Annotated in this window: 13 protein-coding genes; 8 read left to right on the forward strand and 5 right to left on the reverse strand. The window is 63.0% G+C overall.

Features of this window, described 5'->3' with window-relative positions; translation table 11 throughout:
- Positions 1-127: 127 nt before the first annotated feature.
- Together FJV77_RS09410 and FJV77_RS09415 are read left to right on the forward strand one after the other, a co-directional pair.
- Entirely contained in the window at positions 128-1,447 is a 1,320-nt protein-coding gene (locus FJV77_RS09410) for an efflux RND transporter periplasmic adaptor subunit (RefSeq protein ID WP_142866519.1), read from the forward strand.
- Positions 1,444-4,527, forward strand: a complete 3,084-nt coding sequence (locus tag FJV77_RS09415; RefSeq protein WP_142866520.1) for an efflux RND transporter permease subunit — start codon at positions 1,444-1,446, stop codon at positions 4,525-4,527. The genes FJV77_RS09410 and FJV77_RS09415 overlap by 4 nt, the downstream gene beginning before the upstream one ends.
- A gap of 169 nt (positions 4,528-4,696) precedes the next feature.
- Here FJV77_RS09415 and FJV77_RS09420 read toward each other — a convergent pair whose 3' ends face one another.
- The gene (locus FJV77_RS09420; RefSeq protein ID WP_142866521.1) at positions 4,697-5,158 is read right to left on the reverse strand and encodes a L,D-transpeptidase; all 462 of its coding nucleotides are present in this window, start codon (positions 5,156-5,158) and stop codon (positions 4,697-4,699) included.
- Between the two features lie 310 nt (positions 5,159-5,468).
- Positions 5,469-5,891: a hypothetical protein gene (locus FJV77_RS32300; protein WP_185970249.1), complete on the reverse strand. Its 423-nt coding sequence runs from the start codon at positions 5,889-5,891 to the stop codon at positions 5,469-5,471.
- Here FJV77_RS32300 and FJV77_RS32305 point away from each other — a divergent pair.
- Positions 5,869-6,039: a hypothetical protein gene (locus FJV77_RS32305; RefSeq protein WP_185970250.1), complete on the forward strand. Its 171-nt coding sequence runs from the start codon at positions 5,869-5,871 to the stop codon at positions 6,037-6,039. The two genes, FJV77_RS32300 and FJV77_RS32305, sit on opposite strands and share 23 nt — an antisense overlap.
- A 71-nt stretch (positions 6,040-6,110) precedes the next feature.
- Here FJV77_RS32305 and FJV77_RS09430 read toward each other — a convergent pair whose 3' ends face one another.
- On the reverse strand, positions 6,111-6,815 hold the full coding sequence (locus FJV77_RS09430) for a response regulator transcription factor (RefSeq protein ID WP_142866523.1): 705 nt from the start codon (positions 6,813-6,815) through the stop codon (positions 6,111-6,113).
- Between the two features lie 45 nt (positions 6,816-6,860).
- Between FJV77_RS09430 and FJV77_RS09435 the strand changes: the two genes are divergently transcribed.
- Together FJV77_RS09435 and FJV77_RS09440 are read left to right on the forward strand one after the other, a co-directional pair.
- Positions 6,861-7,637: a response regulator transcription factor gene (locus tag FJV77_RS09435; RefSeq protein ID WP_185970251.1), complete on the forward strand. Its 777-nt coding sequence runs from the start codon at positions 6,861-6,863 to the stop codon at positions 7,635-7,637.
- A 116-nt stretch (positions 7,638-7,753) separates the two neighbouring features.
- Positions 7,754-9,841 (forward strand): PAS domain S-box protein, encoded by a 2,088-nt coding sequence (locus FJV77_RS09440; protein ID WP_185970252.1) that lies wholly within the window; start codon positions 7,754-7,756, stop codon positions 9,839-9,841.
- Positions 9,842-10,139: 298 nt separating this feature from the next.
- On the opposite strand, the gene FJV77_RS09445 is transcribed toward FJV77_RS09440, so the two are convergent.
- A complete protein-coding gene (locus tag FJV77_RS09445; protein ID WP_142866524.1) occupies positions 10,140-10,520 on the reverse strand; it encodes a hypothetical protein in 381 nt (126 codons plus the stop codon).
- Between the two features lie 515 nt (positions 10,521-11,035).
- On the opposite strand from FJV77_RS09445, the gene FJV77_RS09450 reads away from it, so the two are divergent.
- A complete protein-coding gene (locus tag FJV77_RS09450) occupies positions 11,036-12,238 on the forward strand; it encodes an aromatic ring-hydroxylating dioxygenase subunit alpha (RefSeq protein ID WP_142866525.1) in 1,203 nt (400 codons plus the stop codon).
- A gap of 206 nt (positions 12,239-12,444) precedes the next feature.
- On the opposite strand, the gene FJV77_RS09455 is transcribed toward FJV77_RS09450, so the two are convergent.
- Entirely contained in the window at positions 12,445-13,857 is a 1,413-nt protein-coding gene (locus tag FJV77_RS09455) for an aminotransferase (protein ID WP_142866526.1), read from the reverse strand.
- A gap of 316 nt (positions 13,858-14,173) precedes the next feature.
- On the opposite strand from FJV77_RS09455, the gene FJV77_RS09460 reads away from it, so the two are divergent.
- Both FJV77_RS09460 and FJV77_RS09465 read left to right on the forward strand, forming a co-directional pair.
- Positions 14,174-15,091, forward strand: a complete 918-nt coding sequence (locus FJV77_RS09460; protein ID WP_142866527.1) for an ABC transporter permease — start codon at positions 14,174-14,176, stop codon at positions 15,089-15,091.
- Positions 15,088-15,912, forward strand: coding sequence for an ABC transporter permease (locus FJV77_RS09465; RefSeq protein WP_142866528.1), 825 nt, complete (start codon positions 15,088-15,090; stop codon positions 15,910-15,912). The genes FJV77_RS09460 and FJV77_RS09465 overlap by 4 nt, the downstream gene beginning before the upstream one ends.
- The last annotated feature ends 32 nt before the right edge of the window (positions 15,913-15,944 follow it).

Consider the following 15,944-nt stretch of genomic DNA (forward strand, 5'->3'; position numbering starts at 1 on the left):
TAGGCGGAATTGACAAGACCGTCCAGACGGTACAGTAAGTTCGCCGTCATTTGTAATCGGGACTTGCCCGTGGATAGGTGTCCCGAAATTCGGCTATTTTGCCGGACACCGGCCGAGGGGACAGTTCGTGAAGCGCTTCATCTCTATCACAGCAATTCTGCTTCTGCTCGCTCTGGTGTGCGTCGGCGTCGTCGGCTTCAACCTGTTCCGTGACAGCGCCATCAAACAGTATTTTGCCACCATGAAGCCGCCGGCGACGACCGTGTCGACGGTTGTCGTCAAGCCTTCCGACTGGACGCCGGGCGTCGAGGCGATCGGCACGGTGCGCGCCGTGCGCGGCGTCGACCTGACCGTCGAAACCAGCGGCGTTGTCAAGGAGATCCTGTTTCACGCCAATCAGAAGGTTGCGGACGGCGCAGTCCTGCTGCAACTCGACGACGCCGTCGAGCGCGCCGATCTCGAGGCAACGAAGGCGCAAGTGGCGGTCGTCCAGACGGCGCTGGAGCGCGCCATCGAACTGCAGAAGCGCGGCGTTAATCCGGAGGCTACGCTCGACACGGCACGTGCAACCGCAACAGCCACCGAAGCCCAAGTGGCCAAACTGCAGGCGGTGCTCGACCAGAAGCAGCTGACGGCGCCTTTCAGCGGCACCGTCGGCATCCCCAAGATCGACATCGGCCAATATCTCTCGCCCGGCGGCGCGGTGGTGACCTTGCAGGATCTGGACACTATGCGGGTCGATTTCACGGTGCCCGAACAGCAGCTGCCGCTGCTCAAGATCGGCCAGACCGTGCGGCTCGGCATCGGCGGCAGCGGCGGCGGCGCCGACATGCCATTTGCCGGCGCCATTCGCGGCATCGACCCCAAAATCGACGCTTCTAGCCGCCTGGTGTCCGTCCGGGGCGAAGTCGCCAACCCTGATGGCAAGCTGACGCCCGGCCAGTTCGTCCAGGTTCGCGTTGAGCTGCCGCAGGAAAAAAATATCCTGTCCTTGCCGCAGACGGCATTGACGTCGAGCCTCTATGGCGACTTCGTCTTCGTGGTCGTTCCGGCAAAGCCCGCCGAGGCGGGCGCGGCTCCGCCGGCAAAGGCCGAGGATCAGAAGCCGGCCGCCGACAAACCTGCCGACGATGCCGCAAAGCCGCAGGCCGAAGCAGCCAAGCCCGCCGCCGACGCGGCAAAGTCCCCGGACAAGGCCGCCGACAAGCCCGCCGCTGCCGACGCCGGCAAACCGGCCGCTGAAGAGGAGAAGCCGGCGCTTGTCCTGTCGCAGGTGTTCGTGAAGCCCGGCCGCCGCAACGACGGCATGGTCGAGATCGTGGAAGGCATCAAGGCCGGCGACGAGGTCGTCACCGCCGGTCAGAACCGTCTCTTCAACGGCATGTCCGTTGCTGTCGACAACACCATTGATCCCAGCAAGTCGGCGAACCAGCAGGCTCAGCAATGAACGTTTCCGACATCTTCATTCGCCGGCCGGTGCTCTCCACCGTGCTGGCCTGCATGATCCTGCTCCTGGGTTTCCAGGGCATTTTCAACCTGTCGATCCGGCAATATCCCAAGGTCGACGAGACGGCGATCACCATCACGACCGCCTATCCCGGCGCCAGCGCCGATCTGATCCAGGGCTTCATCTCCGCCCCGATCGCGCGTGCCGTCGCCTCGACCGAGAACATCGACTACGTCACCTCGTCGAGCCGGCCCTCTTCCAGCACCGTGGTCGTCCAGATGAAGCTCGGCTCCAACCCGGATGTCGCGCTGACCGAGGTGCTGTCGAAGGTGCAGGGCGTGCGCGGTACCTTGCCTGACGCCTCGAAGGACCCTGTGATCGTCAAGGGTACCGGCCAAGAATTCGCGATGATGTACATCTCGATGCAGAATCCGAACATGACGAAGGAGCAGCTCACCGAATATATCGAGCGGGTGGTGCGGCCGCGTATATCGACCGTGGAAGGCGTCGCCGACGTGCAGATCTTCGGCGCCGAGGAATATTCGATGCGCGTCTGGATCGACCCGGTCAAGCTTGCCGCGCGCGGCGTGACCGCGGCCGAAGTGCTGACCGCAATCAACAACTCCAACTTCCTGTCGGCGCCTGGCAACACCGAGAACGAGTATGTCGTGTCGTCGATCACCGTTCGCTCGACGTTGCAGACGCCGGAAGCCTTTGCCGAACTTCCGCTGCGTTCGACCGACGGCCAGGTGGTGCGGTTGCGCGACGTGGCGCGCGTCGAGCTCGCCGCCGAGAGCACCGACACCAGGGTGAGCTTCAATGGCAAGCCGGGCACCTTCCTCGCCATCTTCCCGACGCCGGCCGCCAACCCGCTGACGACGGCGGAAGCGATCCACAAGATCGTGCCATTGATCCAGGACACGCTGCCGAAAGGCATGACCATCGAGATCGTCTACGATTCCACCGAGCAGATCAGCGCCTCGATCGACGAGGTGTTCAAGACGATCGCCGAGGCCGTCGCCATCGTCATCGTGGTCATCCTGCTGTTCCTCGGCTCGTTCCGTTCGGTGATGATGCCGATCGTGACCATCCCGCTGTCGCTGGTCGGCGTGTGCTTTCTTTTGTTTGCGGTCGGATATTCGATCAACCTTCTGTCGCTGCTGGCCATGGTGCTGGCCATCGGCCTTGTCGTCGACGACGCCATCGTGGTGGTGGAGAATATCCATCGCCACATGGAGGAAGACCACATGTCGCCGATGCAGGCGGCCTTCAACGGCATGCGCGAGATTTTCTCCGCCATCGTGGCCATGACCATTACGCTGGCCGCCGTGTTCGCGCCGCTGGCCTTCACCGGCGGCCTGACCGGTGCGCTGTTCCGCGAGTTCGCGGTGACGCTGGCCGGATCAGTGGTGCTGTCCGGCGTCATTGCCGTCACCATCACGCCGATGATGGCGGCGCGCCTGCTGAAGGCCGGCGCCCCCGGCCGCTTCCAGCGCATCGTCGACGGCACCTTCAGCCGTGTCGAGCATGTCTACGAGCGGGCGGTCACCGCCTCGTTGAGAAATCGGCCGGTGACGCTGCTGATGGTCGTGGCGCTGGTTGCGCTCACCGGCTTCATGTTCACCAAAACTTCAAGCGAACTGGCGCCGGAAGAGGACCAAGGCTTCCTGCTGTCGATCGTGACGGCACCGCGCTATGCGACATCCGACTACACCGAGACCTATGTCAACCAGATCCTCGGCCTGGTGAAGGACATTCCTGAAACCAGGGCGCAATTCTCCGCCGTTGCCTTTGGCGGCGCGACCAACGGCGCCTTTGTCGGCTTCGCCTTCAAGGATTGGGCCGAGCGTCAGCGCAGTTCAAAGGAGCTTCAGGCCGACATCCAGGGACGTCTCGCCAAGGTCGCCGGCGTCGAGGCTTTCGTCTTCGCGCCGCCGACGCTGCCCGGCTCCGGCGGCGGCCTGCCGATCTCCATGGTGGTTCGCTCGACCGGCGGTTCGGCCGAGGTCTACGAGGCGGCCGAGCAGATCAAGAACAAGGCGCAGGCCTCCGGCCGCTTCATCGTCGTGCAGAACTCGATGTCCTTTGACGCGCCGCAGGTGACGGTGACCATCGACCGCGACCGTGCCGCGGCTCTCAACCTGCCGATCGCCGACATCGGCCAGACGCTGACGCTGCTGGTCGGCGGCGCCGAAGTGGCGCAGTTCGACCGCGACTCCAACAGCTACGACATCATCCCGCAGGTGCCGCAGGAATTCCGCGACAATCCCGACAAGCTCGGCGAATATTTCGTGCGCAGCGTGACCGGCGAGATGGTGCCGCTTTCGGCGGTGGTGAAGATTTCGACCAACGCCTCGCCGGCCGCGATCGAGCAGTTCAACCAGCTGAACTCGGCGACGATATCAGCGCTGCCGCTTCCAGGCGTCACCACGGGCGACGGGCTGCAGACCCTGGAGAACCTTGCCAAGGAGAGCTTGCCCGAAAGCTTTTTCATCGACTATTCCGGCCAGTCCCGGCAGGAGAAGGAGCAGGGCAACACGATCCTGATCGCGTTCGCGGCCGCCGTGATCGTCATCTACCTAGTGCTGGCGGCGCAGTTCGAAAGCTTCCGCGATCCGCTGATCATCATGATGGCGGTGCCGCTGTCGATCTTCGGCGCCATCGTGCCGCTCAATCTGGGGCTTGGAACGCTTAACATCTACACGCAGGTCGGCCTGATCACGCTGATCGGCCTGATCACCAAGCACGGCATTCTCCTGGTCGAGTTCGCCAACCAGCAACGCGAGAAGCACAAGATGTCGCGACTGGAGGCCATCATCGCCTCAGCCAAGGTACGCCTGCGGCCGATCCTGATGACGACGGCGGCAATGGCGCTCGGCGTCGTGCCGCTGATCGTGTCCAGCGGCGCGGGTGCGGCGGCGCGTTATTCGATGGGCCTGGTGATCTTCACCGGCATCCTGGTCGGAACCATGTTCACCCTGTTCGTGGTGCCGATGTTCTACACCTTCATCGCCAGCAAGGACCTTCCGCATCACGCCGAGAAGCCGGATCCGAAGCTGATGCCGGTGCCCGTGGACTAAAACTGCCCCACTCGAACCGCGAAACGAACAAACGAAAAGAGGCCGGAAACTTCCGGCCTCTTTTTTGACTGGATTGATTACCGCGAAGCCCTGATGGAGCTTCAGGCGGGAGCTTGCGGTGGGGCACGGCCGTCTGGCCCCCCCCCACGACCGCTCCAACCGCAGTCTGCTACTTGACGATGACGATGCTGGTGTTGGTCGGGCCGAAGGTTTCAACCAGCTGGTAGAAGTCGGCGGCATTGTCGGGATGCAGCCGCACGCAGCCATGCGACGCCGGCTGTCCGAGGCGCTTGATGGCATAGGTCGCATGGACCGCATAGCCACCGCTGAAGAACACTGAATGCGGCATCGGCGCGTTGTCGTATTTCTTCGAGTACCACATCTCATGCATGCGGGTCGGCTTGAACGAGCCGGTCGGCGTGACATGCGCCCTGTCGCCGGTCGAGACCTTCCAGGCGAAGGTCGGCCGGCCGTTGACCAGCACTTCCATGGTCTGCTGCGACAGCGAAACACGCGCAACGATCTGGTTTGCCGCGGCATGGGCGGCGCTGTTGGCGGCGCCAAGCAGGAGCGCGGCGCCGGCAGCGGCGACGGTGACGTTGATGAGTTTGGCGGAAATGGCTCTGTACATGATGGCTCCCCTTTTTGCCGGCCCGGCCGGCGTCAATTCGATGACCGCCTTATCCTTGCGTCATGTTTCAGGCTGACTTCGCTTGATGCTCGTTTGTGTTTCGAATCTGTTTCCTCTGGTTAACAAGCAAGGCGGGCAAGGGAGAAGCCAACGAGGAGAGTCCCGTCCGTCCTGCGCACTCGGGCTGTGGCCAGGCCGCCGAACGAAGGCGCGGATATCCTTATATGAAAGAGGTTTGACTTCGCTCGAAACCCACTTGCAACAAAGTGCGGCCCGGGCGGCATGATCTGGTTACAGGCCAACCGCACAGTCATCCCAACGAGAACAGCCGGCGCCAAACGAAAATGAGCATCAGATCGACCACCCTGTCCTGGCTTTTCAGGATCAGCATTGCCGCATTTGTCGTCGGCGGCATCGGCACAGTAGCCGGCACCCCGATGACGAAACTGGCGGTCATGAATTCGGGTGAGGTTTCGACGCTGCATGCCGCGCTGTTCATAGCCTTGGTCTGGATTGTCTCCAGTCTGCGCATCAACCGCCTCAAAGCCTTCTGGCGGGTCGGCTTTGGGTTGAAGTGGATGCGCGGCCCCTCCGGCAACTTGCTGCCGAGAGGACCGAAGGCCCGCGCCGCAGCGGGGGGCTCCGTGGGCGGCGCGGGCACTTCGGGTTTATCCTGAAGCACCCGCGGTTTTTGATTTTTGGGGATACCGATGAAGACGAAATCTGCTGCCACGGTGCTTTCGGCACTGCTCTACGCACAGGGCTTGCTCGGCTTTGCCGGTCTCGCCACAGTTCTCCTGAAGGACCGCGCGCAGGCTTCCAGCGACATCGTGGTCGCCAGCGAATTGCCGTCGGGGCCATCGCTTCTGGTGGTGCGCTGACGCCTATGCATGCCGCCCAAAATTGCGCAGCGGTTTTGGGCGAGCCGCGAAACAATCCAGCCTTACTGCTCTCAGTCGGAGCGCTGCGTCGGCGGGTCGAACCGGTAACCGGCGCCTCGTATGGTGATGATGGTTTCGGTGTCGAGCTTGCGGCGCAGCCGCACGATGCGCGAATCGATCGAGCGGTCGAAGGCATCGGCGTTTTCAGCCGGCGCCGCCGCGATGATGTCGTCGCGCGTCAGCACCTTGCGCGGGCTGGCCAGAAACAGCCTCAGCAGCGCCACCTGGCCCGGCGACAGCTGCTCTTCCTCACCCGAGCGGTGCATGACGATGGCCGACCGCAAATCGACGGTGGCATTTTCCAGCACGATCAGTTCCTGGGAAGACCTGCCGCGCCGCGTCAGCAGGCCGCCAATGCGCGCGGCAAGCTCCCGGACATTGAGCGGGCTTTCAATGACGTCGGCGGCGCCAAGCTCGAGGGCCAGCACCTTGTCGACCAGATCGGCCGGTCGACAGATAAGGATGAAATCCGGCCCGGCCTTGCCGTCCACGCTCTGGCCGCCGCCATAACGCCTGAGCAGATCCCGCCCCTCCGCCTGGCTGACGCTGTCACCGACGATGACGACGTCGATGCCTCCGGCCGAAAGCAGGGATTCGGCTTCCCAGGGCTGCCGCGCCTCGCGCACGTCATGGCCACGCCGGTCGAGATGGTCGGCGAGATCGCCGGCCACCACATCGGCGACGGAAACCAGCGCGATGACGGATCGTGCAGCCATATTTTCTTCCCCTGCCCCTGCAACCGGATATGAGTGCTGGACATCATGTTTATACCCAATCTACTTTCTGCTGAAAGCGGGAGCGAGGCCATAGTGCGGGCACGAATTGTCATCGTCGAGGACGAGCCCGATCTCAGGGACGCGGTCGCCGAGTATCTCGGCGCCAATGGTTACGATGTGACCCAGGTCGGAAGCGCTGCCGAGGCGCGCGCCTTGCTGGAGACCGAAGCGTTCAACCTGGCCATCCTCGACATCGCCATGCCGGGCGAGGATGGCCTGTCGCTCGGCCGTTGGCTGCGCTCGAAAATGCCGATCGGCATCATCTATGCCACGGCCGCCGGCACCGCGCTCGACCGCATTGTCGGGCTGGAGCTTGGCGCCGACGACTACATCGTCAAGCCCTATGAATTGCGTGAGGTGCTGGCCCGTGTCCGCTCCGTGCTGCGCCGGGTTCCGCAACCGAGCCCGCCTCAGGCGGCGAAGGCGCAAGCCGATGGCGGGCGCCGGCTGAGCTTCGGTCAATTCCAGGCTGACCTCGACGGCAGGCTTGTCACCGGCGCCAATGGCACCGTCATCGACATGGCCAAGAGCGAGTTCGACGTGCTGGAGGTTTTCCTGACCCGTGCCAACCGGCTGTTGACACGGGCGGCGATCTCCGAGGCGATCGGCTTCGTCGAAGACCCGGAATCGTCGCGTGCGGTCGACATCCGCATCATGCGGCTGCGCAAGAAGATCGAAGCCGACCCGGCCAATCCAAAATTTTTGCGCACTGTGCGCGGCGAAGGCTATATCTTCTCGCTGCCGACCGGCGACGGACACTAGCAATTCCAGGAAAAGTGCGTAGCGGTTTTCCCACAGGAATTGCGTCGGAACAAAGAGATGGAACGGGTGCACCGTTCTAGAGCCCTACCACCCACGGCCCTGTATAGATGGCTGACATGACCGCTGACCCAGCACGCATGGACCTGAAGGGCGTTCGCCAGGGCGCCGCAATGGCGGCCGTGCGTGTCGTGCGCCGGCTGCGCGAAGCCGGCGACTGGCAGCGCGAGATGGACACCATCCTGGAGACGCTGTGCGTCGCCATGCATTGCCAGCGCGGCATTCTGTTCAGGCTGCGCGAATTGCCCGGCCAGGGTTTTGCCCAGTCGGTCGCCGCCTACTGGATCGATCCGCGCTTCGGCGGCGAGCTGGCCTCGCCGACAGTGATCATGCAATCGATCGTCGACAACGACCCGCTGCTGGAGCGGGTTGGGGAGGACGAACGGCAAGGCAAGATCTTCGCCGGCCACACGCGCAACCTCGACGGTTTTCTCAGGGCCGATTTCGAAAAGCAGCACATCAAATCGTTCCTGTCGGTGTCGGTGTTCGCCCACGGCCATCTGTGGGGGACGCTTGCGGTCAATGACTGCGTCAATGAGCGTGAGTGGACTGACGAGGAAGAGGCGGCGCTGCACATCATCGCGCTGGCCATCGGTGACGCCATCGAGCGGTCGCCGTCGGATGCCCATGCCAGCGAAGTCATCCGCCGCACCATGCTGCAGGCCTCGCTCGACGCCATCATCGTCATCGACGAGACCGGCTCGATCATTGAATTCAATCCGGCCGCCGAAAAGATGTTCGGCTTCCAGCGCAGCGACATCCTCGGCAAGGATCTGCTCGATACGGTGGTGCCGGAATATTATCGCAAGGGCTACGTGTCGGGGGCCGAATACATGTCTGGCCGCGGCGCGCCGATGGTCGGACAGCGGCTGGAGACGGTGACCCAGAATGCCGCCGGCGAGGTTTTTCCCATCGAGCTGACCGCGACCGAGATGCGGGTTGCCGACCGCCACCTCATCTTCGGCTCGATCCGCGACTTGCGCGACAAACTGCGCGCCGAGGAAGAGATCAACCGCCAACGCGAGAAACTGCACCAGAACGAGAAGATGGCGGCGATGGGTTCGCTGCTGGCCGGCGTTTCGCACGAGCTAAACAACCCGCTCGCCGTGGTCGTCGCGCAGTCGACGCTGCTGCACGAATTCGCCACCGACCCGCAGACCAAGGTACGCGCCGAGAAAGTGCGCGCCGCCGCCGAGCGCTGCGGCCGCATCGTCAAGAGCTTCCTGTCGATGGTGCGCCTGCATCCGGCGGCCCAGGCCGAGACCGATCTAAACCAGGTGATCCGCGCCGCACTCGAAGTGACAGCCTATGGCGCGCGCTCGAGCGGCATCATCATCGACACCGATTTCGCACCAGGCCCGCTGCTGGCGATGGCCGATGCCGACCATGTGACGCAGGTGGCCGCCAATTTCCTGATCAACTCCCAGCACGCTCTGGCCGGCATTGGCGGCGACCGGCTGATCAAGGTGCGGACGTTCCGCAGCGACCGCGGCAATCCCGGCTTTTCGGTCGAGGACAATGGACCGGGCGTGCCGGAGGCGATCCGCAGCCGCATCTTCGAATCCTATTTCACCACCAAGCCGGTCGGCGTCGGCACCGGCATCGGCCTTTCTATCTCGAAGTCGATCATCGAGCGGCACAATGGCAATGTCTGGTTCGAGGAGGTGCTGCCGCGCGGCGCACGTTTCGTCGTCCAACTGCCGGCGATCGCCAGCGGCGCGGCCATGGTCGGCGACAGCCCGGCCCGTTCCAGCGGCTTGCGCCATGCGCTGATCATCGACGACGAACCCGACGTCGCCGGCTCGCTCTCCGACATTCTGGAATTGATGGGCATCAAATCGCGGATCGTGCCGGTCTGGACATCGGCGGCGGAAACACTGAGCGACCACATGCCACCCGACATCGTCTTTTCCGACCTGCGTATGCCCGGCATCAGCGGCATCGCCATCTACCGCGAGCTGCTGGCCGAGAAGTCGGCGCTCGCCAAGCGCTTCGTGCTGGTCACCGGCGACCTGATCGGCGCCAAGGCCGAGATCGAAGCCCTCCCGGCGCAACAGCGGCCGCAGATCCTGGAAAAGCCGTTCTCGACGCTCGACGTCCGCGGTGTCCTCTCGGCCATCGCCGACCAGGTCGCCGCCGCCGGCTAAGTTTCAGAAGCACACCCCAAAGCGCCTGTCGAGATTCGGGTCAGGCCGAGCCGAGAACGGTGGACGCCGAGAACCGGAGCGGAGCGTACTTTAAGTGCGTGAGCACCGGCATACGCCGGCCGTAGCCTTAACTGCCAAAGCCGCTCATGAGTGCTTCGACCGCGAAGGCCGGAAGCGCAGGCGGCCACCGTTCGCAGGCCGGCCTCACCCGAATATCGATAGGAGCTAAAAAAAGAGGCTCCCGACCGGCAGGACGGCGGGAGCCAAGAAAGAGCGCGGGAGGAAGCGCTCGGGAGGTTCAAAAAACGTTGGGTGTCGTGGTCAGCGGCGCGGCGTTGGCGATCATGCGGATGGCACGCGCCTTGTGCACGCCGGACTGGGCGGCGATGACGCGCAGGCACTCCGCACTCTCGGCGCCCCAGGCCTGGCCCTTGCAGGCAAAATCGATTTCCGGCTCTGGCAGCCGGGCGGTCTTGATGGTGGTCGGCGCGCCCTCAACGACATTGGCCGGCGGGTTGAGCGAAGCGAAGGCCGGACCGGAAGCCGGCGTCAAGAACAGGACGGCAAGCGCGCAGGCGCCCAGCATCGAGAACATCGCGACCGGATGGTCGCTGGCGCGCTGGCGCAGTGCCAGTTTGGCGCGCCGTTCATTCCTGGCGATCTCGGCTTTCGTATACATGTTGCTCCCCTTCGATTTCTTATGAAACGAACTTAAACGCGCCTGGTAACGGGCGAATGATGCGCTTGGCTTGCCCGCGTAACAGGTTTGAAACAAGAAATTCGGGCATGTCCGGGCAAATCCGGTCATGTGCCGACGGCAGGGTTCGTTTGCGGTGCTGTTTCATGCGCGCAATCAAAACGTTGACGACAGGCGGGCCGTGAACGCAACAAAGCCTGCTGCCGGCCAGTCGAACTATGAACAAGCTCACACTGCGGATTGAATTTGCGGGCGGCAGGCATTTTTTCGTCTCCGAGCAGGGCCGCCTTTGCACGCCCAGCGGGCCAAATCCACATGCTGGACGACCATTTCAGGACCCCGACTAACGCCCGGATTTTCCGGGATTTTCTTCGATCGAAGCGGCTCCGAGCTGGCTCGATTACACCATTGAGAAACATCCTGATTTCCACAAACCATTGCATTTCAATGCAAAATATGATTTTATTGAATGAGTATTCAACAAAAGAGAGCTTTCTATGAACCCGCACCTCCGTGACGTGGCGATCCCCAATGATTGGGACCGGCGGGGCCTGCCGGGCTGGAGTTATCACTCCGACGCGCTTCTCGAACTCGAGAAGGAATACGTCTTCCGCAACCATTGGCAGATTGCCGGCCATATCTCCGACGTGCCGAACGCCGGCGACTATCTGACCATGGACGTGGTCGGCGAGCGGGCACTGATCGTGCGCGGCAAGGACGGCGTCGTGCGCGCCTTCAACAATATGTGCCGGCATCGCGGCAGCCGCGTCGTCGCCGACAGCCAGGGCACCTGCATGAACGCGCTGGTCTGCCCGTTCCATGGCTGGGTCTACAATCTCGACGGCACGCTGCGCGGCGCCGCCCGCCCGCGCTCCTTCCCCGAACTCGACAAGACCGAATTCGGCCTGATGCCGCTCGACCTCGAAATCTGGATGGGTTTCATCTTCATCCGCTTCCGCAAGGGCGGCCCGCAGACTTCGGTGGCCGAACTGCTGAAGCCTATCGAAGCCGAGATGGCTCACTACAACGTGGCCGAGATGGTGCCGTCCTGGGGTATCTGGACGCAGAAGTCGCCGGTCAACTGGAAGTCGGTGCGCGACGTCGACAACGAAGGCTACCACGTCGCCATGGCGCATCCGGCGCTGCAGGATCTCTACGGCGCGACCTATTTCGACGAGCCGTTCATCAACGGCGTGTCGCGCTCCTTCGCCACCTACAATCCGCATGCGGGACGGCGCTGGAGCGTGCGCGAGTACATCAAGCTCACGCCCGACGCGTCGCATCTGCCGGAGCATCTGCGCAGGGCCTGGATCTATTACGGCATCTTCCCCAACAACGCGCTGTCGATCATGCCGGAATCGGTGCAGTTCTATCAGGAGTTCCCGCTGTCGACCGGGCAGACGCTGCTGCGCGGTGCCATCTACCGCTACCCCGACGAGACCAGGGAACAGGCGGCGGCGCGCTACCTCGCCTACCGCATCGACCGCGACACCATGAACGAGGATGTGCAGCTTTCCGTGTGGTCGAACGAATCCATGCTGTCGGAAGCCTTTGGCGGGTTCTACCTATCCGACCTCGAATACGGCGTGCGCACCCACCACGACCATCTGCGCAAGCAGGTGCCTGTGCTCGGCCTGGAGACGGCGCCGGACGAGAAGGACATGTGGAATTTGAACGACGCGCTGAGGTCGCAAGTGTAAGCGGCGCTGAAGCTGCTTATCTCCCCCCTCGTGGGGGAGATGTCCGGCAGGACAGAGGGGGGCGCGAAGGGACGCGACCTCCCGTTACTTTGCTACCGATCGAAAGAACTTCCAGAGAAACTCTGCCACCAGGACTGAAAGGCAGGTGGGACAGCGCCCCCCTCTGCCCTGCCGGGCATCTCCCCCACGAGGGGGGAGATTGGCCGTCACCCCTGCCACACGCCCTCTTTCCGCAAATCATCCATGGTCCGCGAAATGCCTTCGCGTAGGATCGCCACCATGTCGTCGATCTGCGCGCGCGTAATGATCAGCGGCGGCGACATCACGCACATGTTTATCAGCGGCCGCACCAAAAGGCCGAGTTCATGGCAATGGGCGTCGATGCGCTTGCCGACATCCTTGTCGAGCTGCAGCGGGTCCTTGCTTTCTCGGTCGGCGACACATTCCACGCAGCCCATCAGCCCCATGCCGCGGACTTCGCCGACCAGCGGCAGTTCCTCCAGCGTCTTCAGCTGCGCCTGGAAATAGGGAGCGACATCGCGCGTATGGGCAAGCACGCTGTCTTCGAGGATGTCGAGGTTCTTCAGCGCCACCGCGCAGCCGATCGGATGGCTGGTGTAGGTCAGGCCATGGCCGAACAGCGCGTCGGGATGGTTGGAGCGACGCATGTCCTGAAGCAGCCGCTCCGAGATGATGACGCCGCCGAGCGGGAAATAGCCTGAGGTGACGCCCTTGGCGAAGGTGAGCATGTCGGGGTCGATGCAAAACACGTCGCCGGAGGCAAAGACATGGCCGAGCCGGCCGAAGCCGGTCACCACCTCGTCTGAGACATAGAGGATGTCATTGTCCCGGCAGATCTCGCGGATGCGCTTGAGATAGCCATCCGGCGGCACGACGACGCCGCCCGATGCCTGCACCGGCTCGCCGACGAAAGCCCCGATCTTTTCGGCGCCGACACGGGCGACCGTGTCGCGGAACTGATCGACCAGGAAATCGGTGAAGGCGGCGATGCTCATGCCTTTCGGCCGCCGGAACGGATCGGGCGAGAACAACTTCACGACAAGGTCGTCTGCGTCGTCCATCCAGTCGCGGTCGCGCGGCCGGCCATTGAGCGAGGCCGACAGATAGGTCGAGCCGTGATAGGCGCCGCCGCGGCTGAGGATCAGCTTCTTTTCCGGGCGCCCGCGCACATTGTTGTAGAACTGCATGAAACGCAGCGCCGTCTCGACAGCCGACGAACCGCCGGTGGTGAAGAAGGTATGGCTGAGATCGCCCGGCGCATGATCGGCAATGCGCTTGGCGAGTTCGGCCGAGGGCGCATTCATCGTGTACCAGGGCGTGTTGTAGGACAGCATCATCGCCTGGTCGTACATCACCCTGGCCAGCTCCTCGCGGCGGTGGCCGACATTGATGCACCACATGCCGGCCGGTCCGTCGATCAGCCGTTTGCCTGTCACATCGGTGATGTAGATGCCGTCGCCCTCGCCGATCAGGGCGCGTGCTTCATTGCCGACCGAGCCGGCATAAGGCCAGGGCTGGACCAGATGGCGCTTGGCGAGCTCGACCGCATCGCCGTCACCAGCCATCTCCATCGCTCTTAGGTCTCTTGCAGCCGCCATCATTGCCTCGCAGGTCTGGAGCGTAATTTTCGCCGGACACGAAACGAAGCGCCAAGTGTTGAAAAGCGGGCCTTCTTCACTTCATTTTGAATGTCCGTTCAATCAATATTACAGAAATAGCGCTTGATTTCAATCCACGGATGCGCTCATGATGAAAGAAAGCCGGCAAGCTTGGAGCACGGCCAGCAAGAGCGGTCATAGGCTTTAATTCGATCGCGCTCCGCAATAATTGGGAATAGGCAGCCGGCCCGGTCAATGGGAGTCGCATGGCGGGACAGTTCGAGCCAGCAGCCGAGATCACGCCCGGAGCGCTGCAATGACTGCAGCTGCCGAGGGGACGCCCGCTTTTGGCATGACGCGGGCCAGGCGAAACGCCCTTCTGCAGTCCGAATCCGTCCAGGGTTTTGCCCTGATCAGCCCGACCTTCGTCTACGCTTTGATCCTGCTTGTGCTGCCGATCCTGGTGGTGCTCGCCCATTCGTTCTGGACGCAGCACTACCTCGACATCGACCACACTTTTACACTGGAAAACTACCGCATCGCGCTGACCGAGCCGATCTACCGCGATCTCCTGTGGCGCTCGCTCTACATCTCGCTGACGGTAAGCTTCTTCACCGTCATCCTCGCCTATCCGATCGCCTATTTCATTTCCTTCCACGGCGGCCGCCACAAGAGCCTGTGGCTGTTCCTGATCACCATCCCGTTCTGGACCAGCTATCTCCTGCGCGTGATGTCGTGGAAGGTGATCCTCGGCTATAATGGCGTGCTCAATTCCGGTCTGATGGGCCTCGGTATCATCGACGAACCGTCGACAGCACTGCTCTACAATTCCAGCGCCGTCATCATCACGCTGACCCATGCCTGGGCGGCCTTCGCCATCCTGCCGATCTTCGTCTCGCTGGAGAAGGTCGACCGCACGCTGGTCGAGGCGGCCACCGATCTCGGCGACGGCCCGCTGCGCTCCTTCCTTCGGGTGACGCTGCCGCTGTCGGCTCCGGGCGTCATCTCGGCGGCACTGATCGTCATGATCCCGACTGTCGGCGACTACGTCACCCCGAAGCTTGTCGGCGGCAAGGACGGCGTCATGATCGCCAACGCCATCCAGGCGCAGTTCGGCAAGGCATCGAACTGGCCCTTGGGCGCGGCTCTTTCCGTCACCACCATGCTGGTCGTCTCGCTGATGGCAGGCGCCACGGTGCTGATTATTCGCGCATTGCAGAGGCTGGCGCGATGACGGCGATGCGGCGCCTCTTTGCCGGCGGCTGGCTGACCGCCTACGCCTTCCTCTACATCGTCTTTCTCTATCTGCCCGTGATCTTCCTGCCGATCTTCTCGATCAACACCGCGCCGACGCCAAAATTTCCCCTCACCGGCTATACGCTGAAATGGTACGAAGACCTGCCCAAGACGCCGGCGCTGCTTGATGCCGCCTGGAACAGCCTGATTGTCGGCGTCTCGGCATCGGTGCTGGCGACGCTGCTCGGTATCCTCGCCGCCCGTTCCATCACCCGCTACCGCTATCCCGGCCGCCGCACCATCAACGGCCTGATCATGGCGCCGCTGGTGCTGCCGGAAATCATCCTCGCCATCTCCATGCTGCTGGTCATGCTGCAGCTGGGCCTCAGCCTGTCGCTGTTCACCGTCGTTCTCGGCCATGTCCTGATCTGTATTCCCTATTCGATGACGGTGCTGACCGCGGGTTTCGAAGGTTTCGACCGCAGCCTTGAAGAGGCCTCCGCCGATCTCGGCGAAAGCGCCTTCGGCACCTTCCGGCGGGTAACGCTGCCGATGGTGGCGCCGGCTATCATTTCCAGCCTGCTCGTCTGCTTCACCATCTCGCTCGATGAGTTCGTCATCGCCTTCTTCCTGACTGGAACCGAGACGACGCTGCCGATCTATATCTGGGGCCAGTTGCGCTTCGCCGCCAAGCTGCCGGGCGTGCTGGCGCTGGGCACGCTGCTCTTGGTGGCCTCCTTTGTCCTGATGACCGTTGCCGAAGTCCTGCGTCGCCGTGCGGCGAGGCGCACCCAGAACGAGGGAGGCCTCTATGCCTGAGCCAACCCAGGCCGAACGGCCCCAATCTGATC

It is taken from the genome of Mesorhizobium sp. WSM4306 (assembly GCF_007003975.1).
Taxonomy (GTDB): domain Bacteria; phylum Pseudomonadota; class Alphaproteobacteria; order Rhizobiales; family Rhizobiaceae; genus Mesorhizobium.

What these genes read in the sequence shown, in the direction of transcription:
- FJV77_RS09420 (WP_142866521.1), bottom strand. Translation starts at nt 5,158, where the DNA reads ATGTACAGAGCCATTTCCGCCAAACTCATCAACGTCACCGTCGCCGCT.
- FJV77_RS09445 (WP_142866524.1), bottom strand. Translation starts at nt 10,520, where the DNA reads ATGTATACGAAAGCCGAGATCGCCAGGAATGAACGGCGCGCCAAACTG.
- FJV77_RS09440 (WP_185970252.1), top strand. Translation starts at nt 7,754, where the DNA reads ATGACCGCTGACCCAGCACGCATGGACCTGAAGGGCGTTCGCCAGGGC.
- FJV77_RS09450 (WP_142866525.1), top strand. Translation starts at nt 11,036, where the DNA reads ATGAACCCGCACCTCCGTGACGTGGCGATCCCCAATGATTGGGACCGG.
- FJV77_RS09430 (WP_142866523.1), bottom strand. Translation starts at nt 6,815, where the DNA reads ATGGCTGCACGATCCGTCATCGCGCTGGTTTCCGTCGCCGATGTGGTG.
- FJV77_RS09435 (WP_185970251.1), top strand. Translation starts at nt 6,861, where the DNA reads ATGTTTATACCCAATCTACTTTCTGCTGAAAGCGGGAGCGAGGCCATA.
- FJV77_RS09455 (WP_142866526.1), bottom strand. Translation starts at nt 13,857, where the DNA reads ATGGCGGCTGCAAGAGACCTAAGAGCGATGGAGATGGCTGGTGACGGC.
- FJV77_RS32305 (WP_185970250.1), top strand. Translation starts at nt 5,869, where the DNA reads ATGAAGACGAAATCTGCTGCCACGGTGCTTTCGGCACTGCTCTACGCA.
- FJV77_RS09415 (WP_142866520.1), top strand. Translation starts at nt 1,444, where the DNA reads ATGAACGTTTCCGACATCTTCATTCGCCGGCCGGTGCTCTCCACCGTG.
- FJV77_RS09465 (WP_142866528.1), top strand. Translation starts at nt 15,088, where the DNA reads ATGACGGCGATGCGGCGCCTCTTTGCCGGCGGCTGGCTGACCGCCTAC.
- FJV77_RS09460 (WP_142866527.1), top strand. Translation starts at nt 14,174, where the DNA reads ATGACTGCAGCTGCCGAGGGGACGCCCGCTTTTGGCATGACGCGGGCC.